The sequence below is a fragment of the Yoonia sp. R2331 genome (genome assembly GCF_041103235.1).
Taxonomy (GTDB): Bacteria; Pseudomonadota; Alphaproteobacteria; order Rhodobacterales; family Rhodobacteraceae; genus CANMYO01.
In genome coordinates, this window is sequence record NZ_JBGCUN010000001.1 from 170,086 (window position 1) to 186,488 (window position 16,403).

Here is a 16,403-nt window from a genome sequence, read left to right on the forward strand (position 1 = left end):
CGCCCTTGGTCTTTCTTTTGAACATAAATATGCCCGCCGGAGGCGTCCTACGCCCGATGATAGGGTGATCCGGCCAGAATAGAGGCGGCCCGGTAAAGTTGTTCGGCCAGCATCACCCGCACCAGCATATGCGGCCAGACCATCGCACCAAAGGACAGCGCGAAATCGGCGCGGGCCCGCAAGGCAGGGTCGATCCCGTCGGCGCCGCCGATCACAAAGGCCAGATCGCTGACCCCCTGATCGCGCCAGCTGCCCAGTTTGTCGGCAAAGGCGGGTGAGGTCATCACCTTGCCGCGTTCGTCCAGCACACAGACCGTAGCACCTTTGGGCAGGGCTCGGCCCAGCAGCGTGGCTTCTGCCGCCATGCCGCCGCCTTTCTTGTCCTCAACCTCGGACAGGGACAGCGGGCCAAGCGCCAGCGCCCGGCCCGTGCGGTCAAATCGGGTTTGGTAGTCGTCAAAAAGCGCAGCCTCGGGCCCGCCGCGCAGGCGGCCCACTGCACAGAGATGCACGCGCATCAGGTTGCCTGTTGCGCGCCTGCGGCCCCCGGGACCCACATCTTTTCAAGCTGATAGAACTCGCGCACTTCGGGGCGGAAGATGTGGACGATCACGTCGCCGGTGTCGATCAGCACCCAATCGCCGGTGTCTTTGCCCTCGACCTTGGAAATCACGCCAAAGGTCTGTTTGACACGGTCGACCAGCTTTTCGGCCATCGACGAGACTTGCCGGGTCGAGCGGCCCGAAGCGATGACCATATAGTCACCCATTTCGGATTTACCGCGCAGATCGGCTTGCACCACATCCTCGGCCTTGTCGTCGTCCAGCGATTTCAGGATGGCAGCCAACAGCTTTTCGCTGGTGGGCGTTTGCACAGCACTCATTGCAGCGGCCGTGCGTTTGGCAGATGGGTCTGCCGTTGTGGATAAAGACAGTGCATTGTCCTCCAAAGATAGCGCCGGCCCATGCCCCGGCGCGAGGCATGGGTCAAACTTAACAAGCCCTTCGTGTCATTTCAATGAAGACGGTGGGGTGACGTGGGGCGTCGTCAGCAAGGGGGCATGGCTGCGATGTCAGAGGCGCTTGCCACCTCGGACAGGGGTGCGCCGGTGATCAGTGGCAAAAGCGGGCCGCCCGCCGTCAGCCGGATCGCGATGTCGGTCGTGGCATCAGGGGCCGGGCCATCGCCGGTGCGACAAAAGCTGATGTCGAATGACATGCTGCCATTGCTGGCGTCGGGGTCGGTTTCTTCCCAGGAAAGGGCCTGTGCCTGAAAAGCACGCAGTTTCGCGTGATCAGAGGGGGCCACGTTGTACAGACGGGTTTGCCCGCCGCTTTCGGCCAGAACGATGCGGTCTTGCAGGGTTTCGCCGGTTGTCTGGTTCTGGGCTGTCATTACCATGCGCGCCGCACCGGGCGGGATTGAAACACCATCCGGCAAGCGGATCGCCACGGCAAGGTCAGCCGGATCAACCTTGAGCGGTGAGACGGCAGACAGCCGTGCGGCGGTCAGCGGGTTGACGCTGCCGCAGCCTTGTAGGGCAAGGCCCAAGAGGATGAAGGCGCTGAGGATCAGGGAACGCATGAGAATCTCCTTTGACATCTAATTTTTATTGTTTTACGATAAAAGATAGAAATGAAAAGGTGAAAATTACATGACAAATGAATCCATTCCACGCCTGGCGGCGGTCCTGGCCTGGTTGTGTCTGGCCGCGATGGTGGTCTTGCCCGTCGGGATCGCATTGGCGTTGATCCTGATGCCCGTTACGGCGGAACTGCTTGCGACGACGTCCGGCCTGCCCGTCGCGCCAGAGGTCAGCACGGCACAACTTTGGGCGTCGGTGGCCGTGGGCCTGTTGCCGGTCGCGGTGCTGATCTGGACGTTTCGGCAGATGCAGCTTTTGTTTGCGGCCTTTGCCAAAGGGGCGGCGCTGACGGCAGGATCGGCCGCGCGGATCAGGCGGATCGGGCAGGGATTTTTGGTGCTGGCACTGGTGCCGCTGGTGGTGCAGCCCGCGCAATCGGTCCTGCTGAGCTGGAACGCCGCACCCGGCGCGCGGCAGGTCAGCATCGGGCTGAGCAGTGACATGCTGGGCTTTGCCTTTGTGTCGGGCCTCTTGGTGCTGATCGGCTGGGCGATGGGGCAGGCCGCGCATGCGGCCGAAGAAAACCGGGCGTTTGTGTGATGCAGATCGTGGTGCGGCTGGATGTGATGCTGGCGACGCGCAAGATGAAGTCGCGTGATCTGGCGGCCGCCGTCGGGATCACAGAACAGAACATCAGCCTGCTGAAGTCAGGCAAGGTCAAAGGCATCCGGTTCGAGACATTGGCGAAGATTTGCGAGGTGCTGGAGTGCCAGCCCGGTGATCTGCTGGAGGCGGCTCCTTAGGGGGGCCACCCATCCGCGTGACACCAGAGCGGGATCGCGTGGTCGGCGCAGATGCGGTGGCTGGCGCCTTGATGGTCGGGGTGGGCGTGGGTCAGCACATGGGCGCGAAGTGGCGTGTCGCGCAGAACCCGCAAGAGCTTGCGCCCTGACACCTTCAGCCCGGCATCCACCAGAACATCATCCACAAGATAGCAATTGATGGTCTGAAACGGCGTGACGGGGATCTGATGCACCCCATCGGCGATCTTAATCACTTGGAAGCGTCCTTGCTTGCACCTCGGACCCTGCCAGCACTTTGACCTCGCGCTGCGGGAAGGGGATCGAAATGCCGTGGTCGGCAAAGGCGTCCCACAGGGCCAGATAGACATTGCCACGAATGTTTGTCAGCCCGCCGGTGGGATCGGAAATCCAGAACCGCAGAATGTAGTCGACTGAACTGTCACCGAAGCCGACGATATGGCAGACCGTTGGCCGGGTCGATAGCACCCGATCCACGCTTTGTGCCGCTTCAATCGCGATGCGGCGCACCTCGTGCGGGTTGTCGTGATAGGCGGTGCCAAAGTGGATATCGAGCCGTACGAAGTCATTGGAATGCGACCAGTTGACCACCTGTCCGGTGATCAGATCCTCGTTCGGGATCAGGTATTCGCGCCCGTCGCGGGTGGTGATCGAGACATAGCGCGCGCCAAGGCTGTTGATCCAGCCGAAGGTGTCCCCAAGGCTGATGACGTCGCCGGGTTTGATCGACTTGTCGAGCAGGATGATGACGCCCGACACAAGGTTGGACACCACCTTTTGCAGGCCAAAGCCAAGGCCCACACCAATCGCACCGGACAGCACAGCAAGCCCGGTCAGGTCGATCCCGATTGCCTTGAGGCCCAGAAAGAACGCAGCACCATAAAGCGTGATTTGCAGCGCCTTGACCGCCAGCACCTGCATCGAGGGGCTGATGTCCTTGTTGTCCCTGATCCGGCTGGTCGCGGTACGCGATAGAAACCGCGCGGCCATGAACAGCACACCAATGATCAAAAGCGCCTGCAGGATCAGCCAAAGCGAGATGCGCATCGCCCCGATTTCAAGCGCGACGGAATCAAGCAGCGCCTCAAACTCGCCCGTCAGGTTGAGGATGCGCAGGGTGATCCACGTCCACGCGCCGTACCGCACGATGGCGCGCAGAAAATTGTTGCCAATCAACCGGGTGGTAAAGGCCACGATCAGCCAGGCCAGTGCCAGATTGGCGGCGATGCCGACAAGATAGCTGCGACTGGGCCATGTGATCTCGCGCATGATCAACAGGGTGATCCAGATCAACGCCACAAAGAAGATCGCGCGCAGGCGTTTGTGGATCACCACCATCCAGCGGATGCGCCATTTGGGCCAGCCTTCGCGGCTGCGCATCCAGCTATGCAGGCGCGGTGCAAAAACCGTGCGTAGCAGGTGGGCTGCAATGAACAACCCCACGATGATGCCCAACTGATAAGCGTTCCACGGCCGGAAGAGTGAGTTCAGAAAGGTATCGGCCTGCTGGAACAACGCACTGCCAACGTTAAGAATTTCCTCAATCGGGGCGTCTTCGGGCAAAGCCTCGACCAGATCGTCGGTAAGTGTCGTGGTGTGTTCTGCCATGGCCCGCCCTGCTTTGCCACGTACCGTGGCACAGGCGGGGCCGGGCGATCAAGTTCTCGCCGGGTGTATCGCAGTGGTGGTGGGGTGGTGAGGTGTCCGCGCGCGGCGCTTAGGACACCCAATCCTCTGCCGAGAAATACACGGTTTGTGACAGGTCTTCGCTGCGCGGCATGCCGTCAAACTGCGGCAGGCGCGCTGCGGCGTCATTCTGGGCCGCGTCGGACATGTAGTAGGCCACCCAGTCGGAAACGCTGGTGCCGTCGCCGGGTGTGGCGGCAAAGACAAAGGCGTCGGCTGCGGTTGTCGTCCGGGCAGCGTCTTGTTCCAGCGGGAAGGTAAAGCTGGTGTCTTGCGCGGGCTGCACATCGCGGAGTTCTGACGCGCCAGAGCTGACGACCGCCGCCATATATGCGGTGCCGATTTCGACCGCCGTGGGCGGCAGTTCTTCCTTGAGCCGGTCAATGTCGCTGCCTCTGAGACGTCCACCGCAAAAACTACACATCGCATTCTCCATCGTGCGGGGCGCGCACCATCGGGGGATAGTGGCGCGTTGCAGAAAATTTAACAGGGGTCATAGGCATAGAAAATGGCAGTTTTTTGGCAGAGGTCGGGGTGTGGCATCGTGGTTGCCACTGTTCAGGTTTCACCAAATCACTGTTAAGATTTCGTTGCTGCAGGTTTTGGGGCAGGTGTGTGCGGACACCGGGGTCACATGGAACCTGTGAGGCAGGGTCAGTTGCCACTGAGCGTCAGCGCCACCTCATTCCGGCGGTTCCACGGTAAGGTCATCGGGTCATCATAATAGTAGAACGCCGCCGGGCCGCTGACCGCGATCCTGTTTTGCGCCAGCGTGTCGCGCAGGGTTGTCTCTGCCCGCGCGAGCGCCGCCGTGGTCGCGCGCCCGCTGAAACGCAGCACGGCACGTTGTTCCGGCTGGGTTTGCACAAAGCGGATCGCGGGGGTGTTGGGGCGCGGCAGGCTGTCGATGGTCCAGTCGCGCGGCATCATGAAGCTGACCACCCATTGATCCCCCGATCCTGATTGCGCAACGGGCGATGTCATGTCGATGGTCTGGCTTTGCGCCACGGGCGAGGTCATCGCCACGCTGGCCTGTGCAGTGTTGCCGCCAAAGATATAGCCTGCCAGCACCCGAAAGCCTGCGTTCAGCGCAGCGCTGCGGTCGCCCTGCACGGTGACCTCTGCCAGGATATGCGGCGCGTAGCTGCGCAGCTCAACCGCGTTCAGAACCGCGTCGACCTGATAAGGCGGCGATTGGTATTTGCCGTAGGTGTCTGCCACCGCCGCAAGCGGCGTGGCAGCGATGGCAGCCCCAAAGGCCGCGCGTTTGAAGAGTGACAACTGTCCGGTCTCCTTTGCTGTTTTTACGCAGCAAACATGCGATCGGATGACTGGCCGGCTATCCGATACTCAGCAAGGTCCGCACCAATGCGGTCATCGTGCTGGCGCCGGTCTTGAGGTAAACCCGTTGCAGGTGGGTCTTGGCGGTGGCCGGGCTGATCTGCAGGGCGGCCGCGATCTCGGGCAGGCTTTGCCCCGCGACGATGCCAGCGGCCACCCTATGCTGTGCCTCGGACAGGGCGAAAACTGTGGCTGCCACGTCGACACGCGCCATCGTCGCCTGACTTGCGCCAATGTCCAGATAGGTCAGGCGATCCTGCACGGTCAGCATGATCACCGCGTGGCCGCTATCATCGTCGCCCGCGATCACGATCGGATAGGCAAAGCGCTGGCCTTCCATCTCGGCATAGGCTGCCTGTTCGAAAAAGCCGTGCAGGGCACCGGCGCGGCCAATCGCGGCCTGCAGTGCGCGGTCGGTGTCGGCATCCGTGGCCCGCAGGCGGCCGTCACGGATGGTGAAGGCGGGGTGCTGCTGCAGCCGGGCACTGGCGCGTGCGTTCAGCCCCACAACCCGGCCTTCGGCATCAACAGCGATACCGTCCACCTCGTGCCGGTTGGACCGGGCGGCCATGACGTTGACGCAAGCGATCTTCCACGCGCCGTCATGGCGTTCCAGCACCCATGTTTCATAGGTCTCGCCCATCATGCACAACGCGGTGTTGGTGCGCGCCCGGCAGGTCACCCAGGCCATGTCGCCACGCACAACGATCTGATCGGTCTGCTTTTCCCACTGCGCATCGCCGGGCGGTGTACCTTCAAAGTGCAGCCGCGTGCCTTCTGCATGGGCTTGCCAGCCGATCCGCACATCCAGCCCCAGTTCATGGCTCATCATGGTCGACCGGAGCCGGTCGCTGTGCAGGTAGCAATCGGCCCATGCATCGTAGTCGAGCGCGAAGAACGCATTGATTTCGCGCGTCAGCAGGTTCTCGATGGCCTGCGTGTCGGCGGTGATCCCTTGGTCCGTGGCGACGGTGTCATCTTTCATCCGGTGGCCCTTTTTGCGTGAAGCCGTGCCACCTGCGGGCGCGGGCGGGCGGGTGCCTTGGTCCGGCGGGCCAGCCAGCCCCACAGATTCGCGAAGAAAGCCGTGCCCGCCCCGTAACTAGCATAAAACAGCTCTTCTTCCTGCCCCCGGTCGATCGCGCCGCTTTGATCGACCAGCCGCTGGCGCATCTTGTGTTCGAAATAGGTCAAGTTTGGTCCTCCATTCTTCATGAGAACCACCTTGCCCTAGGCCGCCTGCGCCATCTGTCCCACCGCTGGTGGACACGCCCGGCGGCAGGCGCAAAGGCCTTTCCTGCCTTGCGCCGGGACGCGCAAACGCATAGATCAGGCATATGAACATGGTTTTTGACATGGATGATCGCGCCCGCCTGCCGTGGCGCTTTTACGGTGCAAGCTGCACCATTCTGGCGCATCTATGACCACCCGGCCCTTGGCCGTCTGACCCCCATCACGACGCAATTCCACACATAATCAACGGGAGAGGACCGATGTCCCCCAAGACACTCTACGATAAAATCTGGGATGCCCATGTGGCGCATGAGGCCGAGGATGGCACTTGTTTGCTGTATATCGACCGGCATCTGGTGCACGAAGTGACCAGCCCGCAGGCGTTTGAAGGGCTGCGCATGGCGGGCCGTCAGGTCCACGCGCCGGATAAGACCATCGCGGTGCCGGATCACAACGTACCGACCACGCCGGGCCGCGAAGATCCCAAAAACATGACCGAAGACAGCGCCATTCAGGTCGCCGCACTTGACAAGAACGCGCGGGATTTCGGCATCCACTATTACCCCGTCTCGGACGTGCGTCAGGGCATCGTGCATATCGTTGGCCCTGAACAGGGCTGGACCCTGCCGGGCATGACCGTGGTTTGCGGCGACAGCCACACTGCCACCCACGGGGCATTCGGCGCACTGGCCCACGGCATCGGCACGTCAGAGGTGGAACATGTGCTGGCCACGCAAACCCTGATCCAGAAGAAGTCCAAGAACATGAAGGTCGAGATCACCGGCAAACTGCGCCCCGGTGTGACCGCCAAGGACATCACGCTGTCCGTTATCGGCGCCACCGGCACCGCAGGCGGCACCGGCTATGTCATCGAGTATTGTGGTGAGGCCATTCGCGATCTGTCGATGGAAGGCCGCATGACCGTCTGCAACATGGCCATCGAGGGCGGCGCACGCGCAGGCCTGATCGCCCCGGATCAGAAGACCTTTGACTACTGCAAAGGTCGTCCGCACGCCCCCAAAGGCGCGCAATGGGAAGCAGCGATGGACTGGTGGAAGACGCTGTATTCTGACGACGACGCCCATTGGGACGCGGTGATCACGCTCAAAGGCGAAGACATCGCCCCGGTGGTCACATGGGGCACCTCGCCCGAGGATGTGCTGCCGATCACTGCAGCCGTGCCAGCGGCGGATGATTTCGAAGGCGGCAAGGTTGGGGCCGCGCAGCGCAGCCTTGACTATATGGACCTCGCCCCCGGTACTCCGCTGAGCGATATCGCCATCGACACGGTCTTTATCGGGTCCTGCACCAATGGTCGGATCGAGGATCTGCGCGCTGCGGCTGAAATCCTGAAGGGCAAGAAGATCGCCGTGAAACGCGCGATGGTCGTACCCGGATCAGGCCTTGTGCGGGCACAGGCCGAAGAAGAAGGTCTTGCCGACATCTTCAAAGAGGCCGGGTTCGAATGGCGTCTTGCAGGGTGCTCTATGTGTCTGGCGATGAACCCCGATCAGCTGGCCCCGGGCGAGCGTTGTGCGGCGACCAGCAACCGCAACTTTGAGGGCCGTCAGGGCCGGGGCGGACGCACCCACCTGATGTCACCGCAAATGGCTGCCGCTGCCGCGATCACCGGCAAGCTGACCGACGTGCGGGAGATGATGTAAGGCATGACGATGCGGCGACGCGGATTTTTGGCGATGCTTGGCGCGGCGATGGGTGCGCCGATGCTGCCAGCGGCAGGGGCTGCGGCCCCCGCGGCGGGCCTGTCAAAGTCCGCGTTTGACGTGGCCGTGGCCCATGCGCAGAAGTTTCCGGTGATCAGCACGGCAGGCCTGTCAAAGCACGGCAAGCTGACGGCGGAACAGGCCGAGGCGATGATCAAATGGCTGGCGTCCGAAGGCAAGGTCAAGCTGATCGGGCCGTCCCGGTCGGGTGCTGCGCGCGCAGCAAGCCGGATTTTGACCAATGATCCCTGGGGCATTGCTCGCACGGCGCAGGAACGACAGGCGGCGGCCACGCAGAAGCGCGCGGCTGAGGCCCAAGAGCCGGACGTGCAGCCCGCGCGGGCCAAGGTTGCACCTTGGCTGGCGCATGTGCAGGACATCTGCAGTCAGCGCGGCATGACGTTGAGCCCCCGGTGTTTCGCATGAAGCGGCGCGGGTTCCTTGGGATGTTTGGTGCTGCAATTGCGGCCCCTATAATGCCTGCGATGGGCGGCACAGTGGCGACGGCTGCGACCTATAACCGCTACACCTTTGGGCTGGCGGTGTTTCACGCGCGCACCCGCGCCCATGTCAGCGCACGGGGCCTTGCCTACTGCCTGAAGGTGACCGTGCCACAGGCCGAGGCGATGATCGGCGAGATGTCGGCCAAGGGCATGGTGCGTCCCGTCCTTGGGGCTGCGGGCGGGCATGTGCGCGCGGTCAGCAATATCCTGACGCCGGATGCATGGGGGCTGGAACGCACTGCGCGACAGGCCCGCGCGCGGGCGCGACAAAAGCGGTTGGCAGAGGCGCGCGGCGATGCGCCCGAAAGCTCTGCCATGATGGCGCATTTGCACCGGATGTGCGTGGACTACGGCCTGACGCTTAGCCCGCGCTGCGCCGGTGCTGCGATGGGAGGTGCAGTATGAAGCGACGCAAGTTTTTGGGCCTTTTTGGGGCTGCGGCGGCGACACCTTTCCTGCCCGCACCTGCGATGGCCAAAACCGCCAAGGTTGCACCCTATTCAGCGGCTGCAGTGCATGCCGCGATCATCCACGCGCAATCGCGCGCGGTCTTCAGCGTCTGGGGGTTGGCGCGGGCGCTGAACGTTTCGGCCGAAAGTGCAGAGGCGTTGATGCATGATTTGTCCCAGCGCGGCGTGCTGGGGCCGTTGCAAGGCACCACCTTTGGTGGGCGTTGGGCGAGTAGCCGCGTGATGACCAGCGAGGCGATCAGCCTGCGCGCCGCGCGCAAGGCGGCCCGGCAGCGGTCGGAGGCAGCACGGCAACTGCGCGGTGATGACCACGCGCCGATGTCCACGATGATGGCTCATCTGCAGCGGCTGGCCGCGGATTACTTTGCGGCCAAGGGGGCCGTTGCATGATGCCGCAAGCGCCGCTTCAGACTTTTAGACATCCGACATCTGTATGGAATGTGCATGCCATGTGCATCCCGTCATTTCCCGTTAACCCGTCTACATCTGGTAGGCCGAAATTAGGAGTTCATTAACATGGACAAATTCACTACCCTCAGCGGGATTGCAGCGCCGATGCCGCTTGTGAACATCGACACCGACATGATCATCCCCAAGCAGTTTCTCAAGACGATTAAGCGGTCGGGCCTTGGGGTGAACCTGTTTGACGAGATGCGTTATGACGACGACGGCAAGGAAATCCCTGATTTCGTGCTGAACAAGCCGCAGTATCGCAGCGCCGAGATTTTGGTTGCGGGCGAGAACTTTGGCTGCGGGTCCAGCCGGGAACATGCGCCTTGGGCGATCAAGGACTTTGGCATTCGCTGCGTGATCGCGCCAAGCTTTGCCGACATCTTTTACAACAACTGCTTTAAGAACGGCATCCTGCCAATCGCGCTGCCTCAGGAAGACGTGGACAAACTGATGGACGACGCCGAGCGTGGCGCCAATGCGGTGATCACCGTTGATCTGGAAAACCAGACCATCAGCGGCCCTGATGGCGGCGAGATCGCGTTTGAAGTGGATTCCTTCAAGAAGCACTGCCTTTTGAACGGGTTGGACGACATTGGCCTGACCATGGAAAAGGCCGGCAGCATCGCGACGTTTGAAGAACAGGCCAGCCAGGCACGTCCCTGGGTCTGATGACAAAGCCCTGCGCGGCGGGTCTTCCGTCGCGTGGGGCGAAACAATATGGGCCCGCGACTTGTGTGCGCTGCCCGCCAGACCCCCTACATTTCGGGCCCGCAACAAGATCGCCACAGGTCTGTCGCAAAATGGTTGCCTTTCCGCACCACCCCCACCGCAAAAGAGCCCCACTCATTTCGTCATTGTTAACCGTGACTTGCAGGGCTTTCTGAATGTGGGCAAAATTATGACAAGAATGAGGCACCCTGCGCCGCAAACGCAGGATCAGAACGGAACAAGGACGCGGCATCGTATCGCATCCGGCCGGAATGAGGGTAAGAACGCAGTGTTTTCCAGACTGCCAGGCGCGGTTTCGCGCGCGATGCTTGTGGTGTTGCTGGTTGCAATGCCGTCATTGATCTTGCCGGTCGGTGGCACCGATGGTCCGCAGATTGTGGCGCTGGTCGCGATCTTTGCGGCCCTTTTCACGCTTGTGGAATATAGCGCCGCCTCGCCCAGTATCATTGAATTCCGCGATGCTCCGCCGTTTAACCGCCTGCGCTTTACAGCGCTATTTGTCACCGTGCTGGTCCTGTCGCTGATCCTGCGCGGGAACGAGGACGTGGGCAGCTTTAGCAGGTTGGTGCATGTGCTGGGTGATCGCATCGGGGCCTCGACCGATTTTCCTTATTCGCCGGTGCGCCTGACTGTGTTGATGATGCCGCAGGGCACCAGCCTTGAGGTGCTCAACAACATTCGCACGGCGGCAGGCATCAGTTATCTGATCTCGCTGATCTCGATCACGATCTTCATTGTCATGCTGCGGATGAAACGCTGGCCTAAGCGAAATGGCACCTTCAACGTCTGGGTGAACCTGCCCACGTTTGACCCGACAGTCGGCGGAGACGTGGTGGCGCGCCTCAACCGGGACAGTCAGGTTAACCTTATCTTAGGATTTCTGCTGCCATTCATTATTCCCGCGGCGATCAAGCTGATCTCGCTTTTTGTCACGCCGGTGTCATTGAATGACCCGCAGACCCTGATTTGGACGATTACGGCATGGGCGTTCCTGCCTGCCTCTTTGCTGATGCGCGGTGTGGCCCTGAGCCGGGTGGCGCAGATGATCTACAAACAGCGCAAGAAAGCTTATGCCAAGGCCGTGGCCGAAGGCATGCTGCCGGCCTGATTGCCGCTTTGGCGGCGATGCCTGCCGCGGCTGATACGCTTCGCATTGCCACCTTTGCAGCCCCGTTGTCCCGTGATGGGCCGGGGCTGTTGTTGCGCGATCTGGGGCGCGAGGATGACCAGATCGACGCGGTGCTGGCGATTATCGCCGAAATCGGGCCGGATATTCTGCTGCTGACGGATTTTGATCACGATATGGAAGGCCGCGCGCTTGCGGCCTTTGCCGCGCGCGCAGGATACGCCCATTGGTTTGCCAATCCACCCAATACCGGGCTGATGACCGATCAGGACCTGGATCAGAACGGCAAGCTGGGAGAGCCACGCGATGCGCAGGGTTACGGCCGGTTTCGCGGGGATGGCGGGATGGCGGTGCTAAGCCGCTGGCCGATTGGCGAGGTCACGGATTATTCCGCGATGTTGTGGCAGGACCTGCCGGGCGCAACCCTGCCCGAGGGGTGGCCTGACGAGGTGCATGCGATCCAGCGGCTGTCACACGGTGGTCATTGGGTGGTGCCGGTCGCGGCACCGGGTGGTGCGGTGAACCTGATGGCCTATTCTGCGTCGCCGCCCGTGTTTGATGGGCCAGAGGATCGCAACGGGCTGCGCAATCGCGATGAGTTGCGGTTGTGGTCATGGGTGCTGGATCAGGATGCGCCCGAAAACTTTGTGGTGCTGGGCAATGCCAATTTGGACCCGGTGGACGGGCAGGGGTACAGCACGGCGATGGTGGATTTTCTGAACGATCCGCGCCTGCAAGACCCGCAGCCGCGCAGCAAGGGTGGCGATCTGGCGGCTGACCCCGACCACAATGGCGACCCGGCGCTGGACACCGCCGATTGGCGGGACGGGGCGCCGGGCAATCTGCGGGTCAGCTATGTGTTGCCCGCCGCCACTTGGGATGTGAAGGGCGCGGGCGTCTATTGGCCCGCACCGGATGAGGCCAGCTTACTTGGCGAGGATGGTCTTCTGGCCGGGCCGCATCGGTTGGTCTGGGTAGATGTCAGCCGGTAGCCCGCAGAGCATGACCTGTTCCAGCGGCGTCGGTGCAAAGTCCGGCAGGACCGTATCAAAGCGGTCAGCAGACAGCGTGTGCGGCATCTCAAACAGATAGCGCATCTCGCGCAACTCCCGCGCTAGTGTCCAGACCGGGGCCAGAGCGGTCATCAGCCACCACGGGAAGTGGGTCATGGTAATGCGCCGTCCGGTGGCCTGGGCAATCGCGTCGCGCAATTGCGTGGTGCTAAACGCATGGCCGGGGAAGGGAATGTCGGCAAAGGTGGGCAGCGTGTCGCGCTTGTCGGCGAGCATCTGCGCCGCCCGCGCCCAATCGGGCACATAGGCGTAGGTTTGCATCACGTCCGGGTCGCCCATCGCAGTAACCTTGCCCTGTTTTATCGCTCGCAGCAGCATCATCGACATGGCGTCGCCATTGCCGTTGGGGTCGATGAAGTTGCCGGCCCGCAGCACGATTGTGCGCACACCGGAGGCACGGTACGCCTGTTCCATCTCAACCCGGATCTTGCCTTTGCGGGTGTTGGGTGTTTGCGGCGTGTTTTCCGACAGAACACCGGGCTGGTCGCCATAGTTGTAGATGTTGCCGGGGATGATCACCGTTGCCCCGCTGGCCTTGGCGGCGGCGATAACCTGCTGGGTGATGGCGGGGATCGTGACCGCCCAATTCTGATAGGCAGGCGGGTTCAGCCCGTTGACAATCACGTCCGCGCCCATCGCGGCGGCGGTCATATCACCGGTGGCGCGGTCATAGCGGCGGACCTGCCAGCCCGCATTCAAAAAGGTATCTGCGGCATGAGAGCCGATCTTGCCGCTGGCGCCGAGGATCAAAACTGTTTGTGTCATGTGCTTTCCTTTCGTGTTGATCCAAATATGGCTATTGCCGAAAATGAATGGAATTGCGGAAAATTGAAGATCATGTATTCATGTTTGAATGGATAATCTGGATTGGTCTTTGGTGCGGGCGTTTCTGGCGGTGGCCGAACAGGGCAGCCTGTCGGGTGCTGCGCGGGTGCTGGGGGCAAGCCAGCCAACGCTGGGGCGGCAGATCAGGGCGCTGGAGGATCAGTTGCAGGCCGAGCTTTTTCTGCGCCAACCGCGCGGGCTGGTGCTATCCGACACAGGTGCGGCACTGATGGTGCCTGCGCGCGCGATGCAGGCGGCGATGCAGCAGATCGCGCTGACAGCGGCGGGCCAGCAAACCGCGTTGGAGGGCACCGTGCGGATCACGGCGAGTGTTATCGCCTCGGCCTATTTGCTGCCGTCAATCATTGCCCAGATCAGGGCGGCGGAACCGGCCATTCAGATCGAGCTGGTACCGACAGACGACAGCCGCAACCTGACCTACCGCGAAGCGGATATCGCGGTGCGGATGTACCGGCCCACGCAGCTTGATCTGGTCACGCAGCATCTGGGTGATCTGGAGTTGGCGCTATTTGCCAGCAACGACTACATCGCGCGGCGCGGGATGCCGACGGTCGAGACGATGATGGACCATGACTTTGTTGGCTATGACACTGACCAGCGGATCATTGACGGTTTCGCGGCGGCGGGGTTTGACCTGACGCCTGATTTCTTTGGTGTGCGCTGCGATGACCCGTTGTCCTATTTTCAACTGGTGCGTGCAGGCTGTGGTGTGGGGTTTCATCAGGCGGGTTTGCTGGAGGGTGACGATGCGGTGACCCGGATCGACATTGGCATCCCGCTACCCAAACTGCCGGTTTGGCTGACCGCGCATGAAACCATGCGTCAGACACCACGGATCAGGCGGGTCTGGAATATGCTGCGAGATGGGTTGGCACCCTTGGTGGCTTGATCCCCGGCCCCTGTCGCGCTAGGGCAGCGCAACAGTTTCAGTCAAGGAAAAGCACCATGTCGCAGCACTCTCTTTTGATCCTGGCCGGTGATGGTATCGGCCCCGAAGTGATGGATCAGGTCAAGCGGATCATCGGTTGGTTCGGTGACAAGCGCGATCTTGCCTTTGATGTGTCCGAGGATCTGGTGGGAGGTGCTGCCTATGACGTGCACGGTGTGCCGTTGGCGGATGCCACGATGGACAAGGCGCAAGAGGTGGACGCGGTGCTGCTGGGGGCCGTGGGCGGCCCGGCCTATGACAACCTTGATTTCAGCGTCAAGCCAGAGCGGGGCCTGCTGCGCCTGCGCAAGGAAATGGACCTGTTTGCCAACCTGCGTCCGGCGCAGTGCTTTGACGCGCTGGCCGATTTTTCGTCGTTGAAAAAGGACGTGGTTGCCGGGCTCGACATCATGATCGTGCGCGAGTTGACCAGCGGTGTCTATTTCGGCGAGCCGCGCGGCGTGCATATCGAGGACAACATGCGCGTGGGCATCAACACGCAACGCTATACCGAGGCCGAGATTGAGCGTGCCGCCCGCGCCGCCTTTGATCTGGCGATGAAGCGCGACAAGCGCCTGTGTTCGATGGAAAAAGCCAACGTGATGGAAAGCGGTATTCTGTGGCGCGATGTGGTCACAGAGGTCCATGCGGATTACCCCGAGGTCGAGCTGTCGCATATGTATGCCGACAATGGCGCGATGCAGTTGGTGCGCGCGCCCAAGCAATTTGACGTCATTCTGACGGACAATCTGTTTGGTGATATTCTGTCCGATTGCGCCGCGATGCTGACCGGTAGCCTTGGGATGCTGCCCTCTGCCTCGCTTGGTCTGCCGATGGCAAATGGACGCCCGAAGGCGATGTATGAACCGGTCCACGGTTCTGCCCCCGACATCGCCGGTCAGGGCAAGGCCAACCCGATTGCCTGTATCCTGAGCTTTGCCATGGCGCTGCGCTATTCCTTTGACGAAGGCGCCGAAGCGGATCGTCTGGAAGCGGCGATTGAAAAGGTGCTGGCCGATGGCGCGCGCACCGGTGATCTGATGGGGCCAGAAGGCGGCACCCCGCTGAACACCGTGCAGATGGGCGATGTGATTTTGGCCGCACTTGATGACAGCCTCTGACGCGCCACTTGCCCTTGTCACCGGTGCCGCACGCGGCATCGGATTGGCGACCACAAAGCTGATGCTGGCCGAGGGTTGGCAGGTGGTGATGGTCGACCGTGATGCGGACGCCTTGGCAGAAGCCTGTGCCGGGCTGGACGGTGTGACACCGAAGGTGGTCGATGTTTCGGACGCGGAGCAGGTTGCGGCGCTGATGGGTGATCTGGGCACTGGGTTAGATGCGCTGGTCAACAACGCCGGTGTGGCCGATTTCGGCCCGATTGACACCACCGATTTCGCCCGTTGGCGCACCGTGATGGAGACCAATCTGGACGGTGTGTTCCTGACCAGTCAGGCGGCGGCACCACTGCTGAAGGCGCGCAAGGGTGCGATTGTGAATATCGCCAGCATCTCTGGCTTGCGGGCCAGCACGCTGCGGGTGGCCTATGGCACCTCAAAGGCTGCTGTGATCCAGCTCACCAAGCAGCAGGCGGCGGAATGGGGCGAATTTGGCGTGCGGTCCAATTGCATTTGCCCCGGTCCGGTACGCACCAAGCTGGCGATGGCGGTGCACACCCAAGATATCATTGATGCCTATCATGATGCGATCCCGTTGAACCGCTATGGGCAGGAAAGCGAAATCGCCGAAGCCATCGTGTTCCTTGCATCGCAGCGTGCAAGTTATATTACGGGGCAAGTTCTGGCCGTGGATGGCGGGTTCGAGGCCACAGGTGTGGGCCTGCCTGCGCTTCGCGACTGACCCGCCACAAACTGGATTGAAACGC

General features: G+C 61.8%; 22 protein-coding genes. 12 read left to right on the forward strand and 10 right to left on the reverse strand.

Annotated elements, in window-relative coordinates; genetic code table 11:
- Nucleotides 1-47 precede the first annotated feature (47 nt).
- The 3 genes from rlmH to AB3Y40_RS00870 all read right to left on the reverse strand — a co-directional run bounded on the left by rlmH (nt 48) and on the right by AB3Y40_RS00870 (nt 1,584).
- The gene (rlmH, locus tag AB3Y40_RS00860; RefSeq protein ID WP_369436916.1) at nt 48-518 is read right to left on the reverse strand and encodes a 23S rRNA (pseudouridine(1915)-N(3))-methyltransferase RlmH; all 471 of its coding nucleotides are present in this window, start codon (nt 516-518) and stop codon (nt 48-50) included.
- Nucleotides 518-883, reverse strand: coding sequence for a ribosome silencing factor (gene rsfS, locus AB3Y40_RS00865; RefSeq protein ID WP_369436917.1), 366 nt, complete (start codon nt 881-883; stop codon nt 518-520). Before rsfS ends, rlmH begins: the two co-directional genes overlap by 1 nt.
- 164 nt (nt 884-1,047) lie before the next feature.
- Nucleotides 1,048-1,584 carry a hypothetical protein gene (locus AB3Y40_RS00870; RefSeq protein ID WP_369436918.1) on the reverse strand — a complete coding sequence of 179 codons (537 nt, stop codon included), beginning with the start codon at nt 1,582-1,584 and terminating at the stop codon, nt 1,048-1,050.
- A gap of 70 nt (nt 1,585-1,654) precedes the next feature.
- On the opposite strand from AB3Y40_RS00870, the gene AB3Y40_RS00875 reads away from it, so the two are divergent.
- Complete coding sequence (locus AB3Y40_RS00875) at nt 1,655-2,185, forward strand: hypothetical protein (RefSeq protein WP_369436919.1); 531 nt, start codon at nt 1,655-1,657, stop codon at nt 2,183-2,185.
- On the forward strand, nt 2,185-2,388 hold the full coding sequence (locus AB3Y40_RS00880; protein ID WP_369436920.1) for a helix-turn-helix domain-containing protein: 204 nt from the start codon (nt 2,185-2,187) through the stop codon (nt 2,386-2,388). Before AB3Y40_RS00875 ends, AB3Y40_RS00880 begins: the two co-directional genes overlap by 1 nt.
- Here the strand turns inward: AB3Y40_RS00880 and AB3Y40_RS00885 are convergent.
- From AB3Y40_RS00885 to AB3Y40_RS00910, 6 genes are all read right to left on the reverse strand, one after another.
- On the reverse strand, nt 2,385-2,642 hold the full coding sequence (locus AB3Y40_RS00885; RefSeq protein ID WP_369436921.1) for an MBL fold metallo-hydrolase: 258 nt from the start codon (nt 2,640-2,642) through the stop codon (nt 2,385-2,387). The two genes, AB3Y40_RS00880 and AB3Y40_RS00885, sit on opposite strands and share 4 nt — an antisense overlap.
- Nucleotides 2,635-4,014: a mechanosensitive ion channel family protein gene (locus AB3Y40_RS00890; RefSeq protein WP_369436922.1), complete on the reverse strand. Its 1,380-nt coding sequence runs from the start codon at nt 4,012-4,014 to the stop codon at nt 2,635-2,637. Before AB3Y40_RS00890 ends, AB3Y40_RS00885 begins: the two co-directional genes overlap by 8 nt.
- Before the next feature lie 109 nt (nt 4,015-4,123).
- On the reverse strand, nt 4,124-4,516 hold the full coding sequence (locus AB3Y40_RS00895) for a hypothetical protein (protein WP_369436923.1): 393 nt from the start codon (nt 4,514-4,516) through the stop codon (nt 4,124-4,126).
- Between the two features lie 230 nt (nt 4,517-4,746).
- Nucleotides 4,747-5,373 (reverse strand): SOUL family heme-binding protein, encoded by a 627-nt coding sequence (locus AB3Y40_RS00900; protein ID WP_369436924.1) that lies wholly within the window; start codon nt 5,371-5,373, stop codon nt 4,747-4,749.
- 58 nt (nt 5,374-5,431) lie between these two features.
- Nucleotides 5,432-6,418 (reverse strand): LuxR C-terminal-related transcriptional regulator, encoded by a 987-nt coding sequence (locus tag AB3Y40_RS00905; RefSeq protein ID WP_369436925.1) that lies wholly within the window; start codon nt 6,416-6,418, stop codon nt 5,432-5,434.
- Nucleotides 6,415-6,648, reverse strand: coding sequence for a hypothetical protein (locus tag AB3Y40_RS00910; protein ID WP_369436926.1), 234 nt, complete (start codon nt 6,646-6,648; stop codon nt 6,415-6,417). The genes AB3Y40_RS00905 and AB3Y40_RS00910 overlap by 4 nt, the downstream gene beginning before the upstream one ends.
- Nucleotides 6,649-6,926: 278 nt before the next feature.
- Here AB3Y40_RS00910 and leuC point away from each other — a divergent pair, with 278 nt between their 5' ends.
- The 7 genes from leuC (at nt 6,927) to AB3Y40_RS00945 (ending at nt 12,663) form a co-directional block, all read left to right on the forward strand.
- Nucleotides 6,927-8,330, forward strand: a complete 1,404-nt coding sequence (gene leuC / locus AB3Y40_RS00915) for a 3-isopropylmalate dehydratase large subunit (protein WP_369436927.1) — start codon at nt 6,927-6,929, stop codon at nt 8,328-8,330.
- A 9-nt stretch (nt 8,331-8,339) separates the two neighbouring features.
- The gene (locus AB3Y40_RS00920; protein WP_369436928.1) at nt 8,340-8,816 is read left to right on the forward strand and encodes a hypothetical protein; all 477 of its coding nucleotides are present in this window, start codon (nt 8,340-8,342) and stop codon (nt 8,814-8,816) included.
- Nucleotides 8,813-9,298 (forward strand): hypothetical protein, encoded by a 486-nt coding sequence (locus AB3Y40_RS00925; protein WP_369436929.1) that lies wholly within the window; start codon nt 8,813-8,815, stop codon nt 9,296-9,298. Before AB3Y40_RS00920 ends, AB3Y40_RS00925 begins: the two co-directional genes overlap by 4 nt.
- Nucleotides 9,295-9,753, forward strand: coding sequence for a hypothetical protein (locus AB3Y40_RS00930; RefSeq protein ID WP_369436930.1), 459 nt, complete (start codon nt 9,295-9,297; stop codon nt 9,751-9,753). The genes AB3Y40_RS00925 and AB3Y40_RS00930 overlap by 4 nt, the downstream gene beginning before the upstream one ends.
- Before the next feature lie 126 nt (nt 9,754-9,879).
- The gene (leuD, locus tag AB3Y40_RS00935; RefSeq protein WP_369436931.1) at nt 9,880-10,485 is read left to right on the forward strand and encodes a 3-isopropylmalate dehydratase small subunit; all 606 of its coding nucleotides are present in this window, start codon (nt 9,880-9,882) and stop codon (nt 10,483-10,485) included.
- A 388-nt stretch (nt 10,486-10,873) separates the two neighbouring features.
- Complete coding sequence (locus AB3Y40_RS00940) at nt 10,874-11,653, forward strand: hypothetical protein (protein WP_369436932.1); 780 nt, start codon at nt 10,874-10,876, stop codon at nt 11,651-11,653.
- A gap of 17 nt (nt 11,654-11,670) precedes the next feature.
- On the forward strand, nt 11,671-12,663 hold the full coding sequence (locus tag AB3Y40_RS00945; protein WP_369436933.1) for an endonuclease/exonuclease/phosphatase family protein: 993 nt from the start codon (nt 11,671-11,673) through the stop codon (nt 12,661-12,663).
- On the opposite strand, the gene AB3Y40_RS00950 is transcribed toward AB3Y40_RS00945, so the two are convergent.
- Nucleotides 12,598-13,509, reverse strand: a complete 912-nt coding sequence (locus tag AB3Y40_RS00950; RefSeq protein ID WP_369436934.1) for an NAD-dependent epimerase/dehydratase family protein — start codon at nt 13,507-13,509, stop codon at nt 12,598-12,600. The two genes, AB3Y40_RS00945 and AB3Y40_RS00950, sit on opposite strands and share 66 nt — an antisense overlap.
- Nucleotides 13,510-13,597: 88 nt before the next feature.
- Here AB3Y40_RS00950 and AB3Y40_RS00955 point away from each other — a divergent pair, with 88 nt between their 5' ends.
- Genes AB3Y40_RS00955 through AB3Y40_RS00965 form a run of 3 tightly spaced genes read left to right on the forward strand, consistent with a single transcriptional unit; the run spans nt 13,598 to nt 16,378 of the window.
- Nucleotides 13,598-14,479, forward strand: coding sequence for a LysR family transcriptional regulator (locus tag AB3Y40_RS00955; RefSeq protein WP_369436935.1), 882 nt, complete (start codon nt 13,598-13,600; stop codon nt 14,477-14,479).
- Nucleotides 14,480-14,535: 56 nt separating this feature from the next.
- Nucleotides 14,536-15,639 carry a 3-isopropylmalate dehydrogenase gene (gene leuB, locus AB3Y40_RS00960; protein ID WP_369436936.1) on the forward strand — a complete coding sequence of 368 codons (1,104 nt, stop codon included), beginning with the start codon at nt 14,536-14,538 and terminating at the stop codon, nt 15,637-15,639.
- Nucleotides 15,626-16,378 carry an SDR family NAD(P)-dependent oxidoreductase gene (locus tag AB3Y40_RS00965; RefSeq protein ID WP_369436937.1) on the forward strand — a complete coding sequence of 251 codons (753 nt, stop codon included), beginning with the start codon at nt 15,626-15,628 and terminating at the stop codon, nt 16,376-16,378. The genes leuB and AB3Y40_RS00965 overlap by 14 nt, the downstream gene beginning before the upstream one ends.
- Nucleotides 16,379-16,403 lie beyond the last annotated feature (25 nt).

Coding starts and splice junctions, on each gene's coding strand:
- rsfS (WP_369436917.1), bottom strand. CDS start 883: ATGAGTGCTGTGCAAACGCCCACCAGCGAAAAGCTGTTGGCTGCCATC.
- AB3Y40_RS00945 (WP_369436933.1), top strand. CDS start 11,671: ATGCCTGCCGCGGCTGATACGCTTCGCATTGCCACCTTTGCAGCCCCG.
- AB3Y40_RS00880 (WP_369436920.1), top strand. CDS start 2,185: ATGCAGATCGTGGTGCGGCTGGATGTGATGCTGGCGACGCGCAAGATG.
- AB3Y40_RS00920 (WP_369436928.1), top strand. CDS start 8,340: ATGCGGCGACGCGGATTTTTGGCGATGCTTGGCGCGGCGATGGGTGCG.
- AB3Y40_RS00940 (WP_369436932.1), top strand. CDS start 10,874: ATGCCGTCATTGATCTTGCCGGTCGGTGGCACCGATGGTCCGCAGATT.
- AB3Y40_RS00890 (WP_369436922.1), bottom strand. CDS start 4,014: ATGGCAGAACACACCACGACACTTACCGACGATCTGGTCGAGGCTTTG.
- leuD (WP_369436931.1), top strand. CDS start 9,880: ATGGACAAATTCACTACCCTCAGCGGGATTGCAGCGCCGATGCCGCTT.
- AB3Y40_RS00955 (WP_369436935.1), top strand. CDS start 13,598: ATGGATAATCTGGATTGGTCTTTGGTGCGGGCGTTTCTGGCGGTGGCC.
- AB3Y40_RS00875 (WP_369436919.1), top strand. CDS start 1,655: ATGACAAATGAATCCATTCCACGCCTGGCGGCGGTCCTGGCCTGGTTG.
- AB3Y40_RS00925 (WP_369436929.1), top strand. CDS start 8,813: ATGAAGCGGCGCGGGTTCCTTGGGATGTTTGGTGCTGCAATTGCGGCC.
- AB3Y40_RS00895 (WP_369436923.1), bottom strand. CDS start 4,516: ATGTGTAGTTTTTGCGGTGGACGTCTCAGAGGCAGCGACATTGACCGG.
- AB3Y40_RS00965 (WP_369436937.1), top strand. CDS start 15,626: ATGACAGCCTCTGACGCGCCACTTGCCCTTGTCACCGGTGCCGCACGC.
- rlmH (WP_369436916.1), bottom strand. CDS start 518: ATGCGCGTGCATCTCTGTGCAGTGGGCCGCCTGCGCGGCGGGCCCGAG.
- AB3Y40_RS00870 (WP_369436918.1), bottom strand. CDS start 1,584: ATGCGTTCCCTGATCCTCAGCGCCTTCATCCTCTTGGGCCTTGCCCTA.
- AB3Y40_RS00950 (WP_369436934.1), bottom strand. CDS start 13,509: ATGACACAAACAGTTTTGATCCTCGGCGCCAGCGGCAAGATCGGCTCT.
- AB3Y40_RS00930 (WP_369436930.1), top strand. CDS start 9,295: ATGAAGCGACGCAAGTTTTTGGGCCTTTTTGGGGCTGCGGCGGCGACA.
- leuC (WP_369436927.1), top strand. CDS start 6,927: ATGTCCCCCAAGACACTCTACGATAAAATCTGGGATGCCCATGTGGCG.
- AB3Y40_RS00910 (WP_369436926.1), bottom strand. CDS start 6,648: ATGAAGAATGGAGGACCAAACTTGACCTATTTCGAACACAAGATGCGC.
- AB3Y40_RS00905 (WP_369436925.1), bottom strand. CDS start 6,418: ATGAAAGATGACACCGTCGCCACGGACCAAGGGATCACCGCCGACACG.
- leuB (WP_369436936.1), top strand. CDS start 14,536: ATGTCGCAGCACTCTCTTTTGATCCTGGCCGGTGATGGTATCGGCCCC.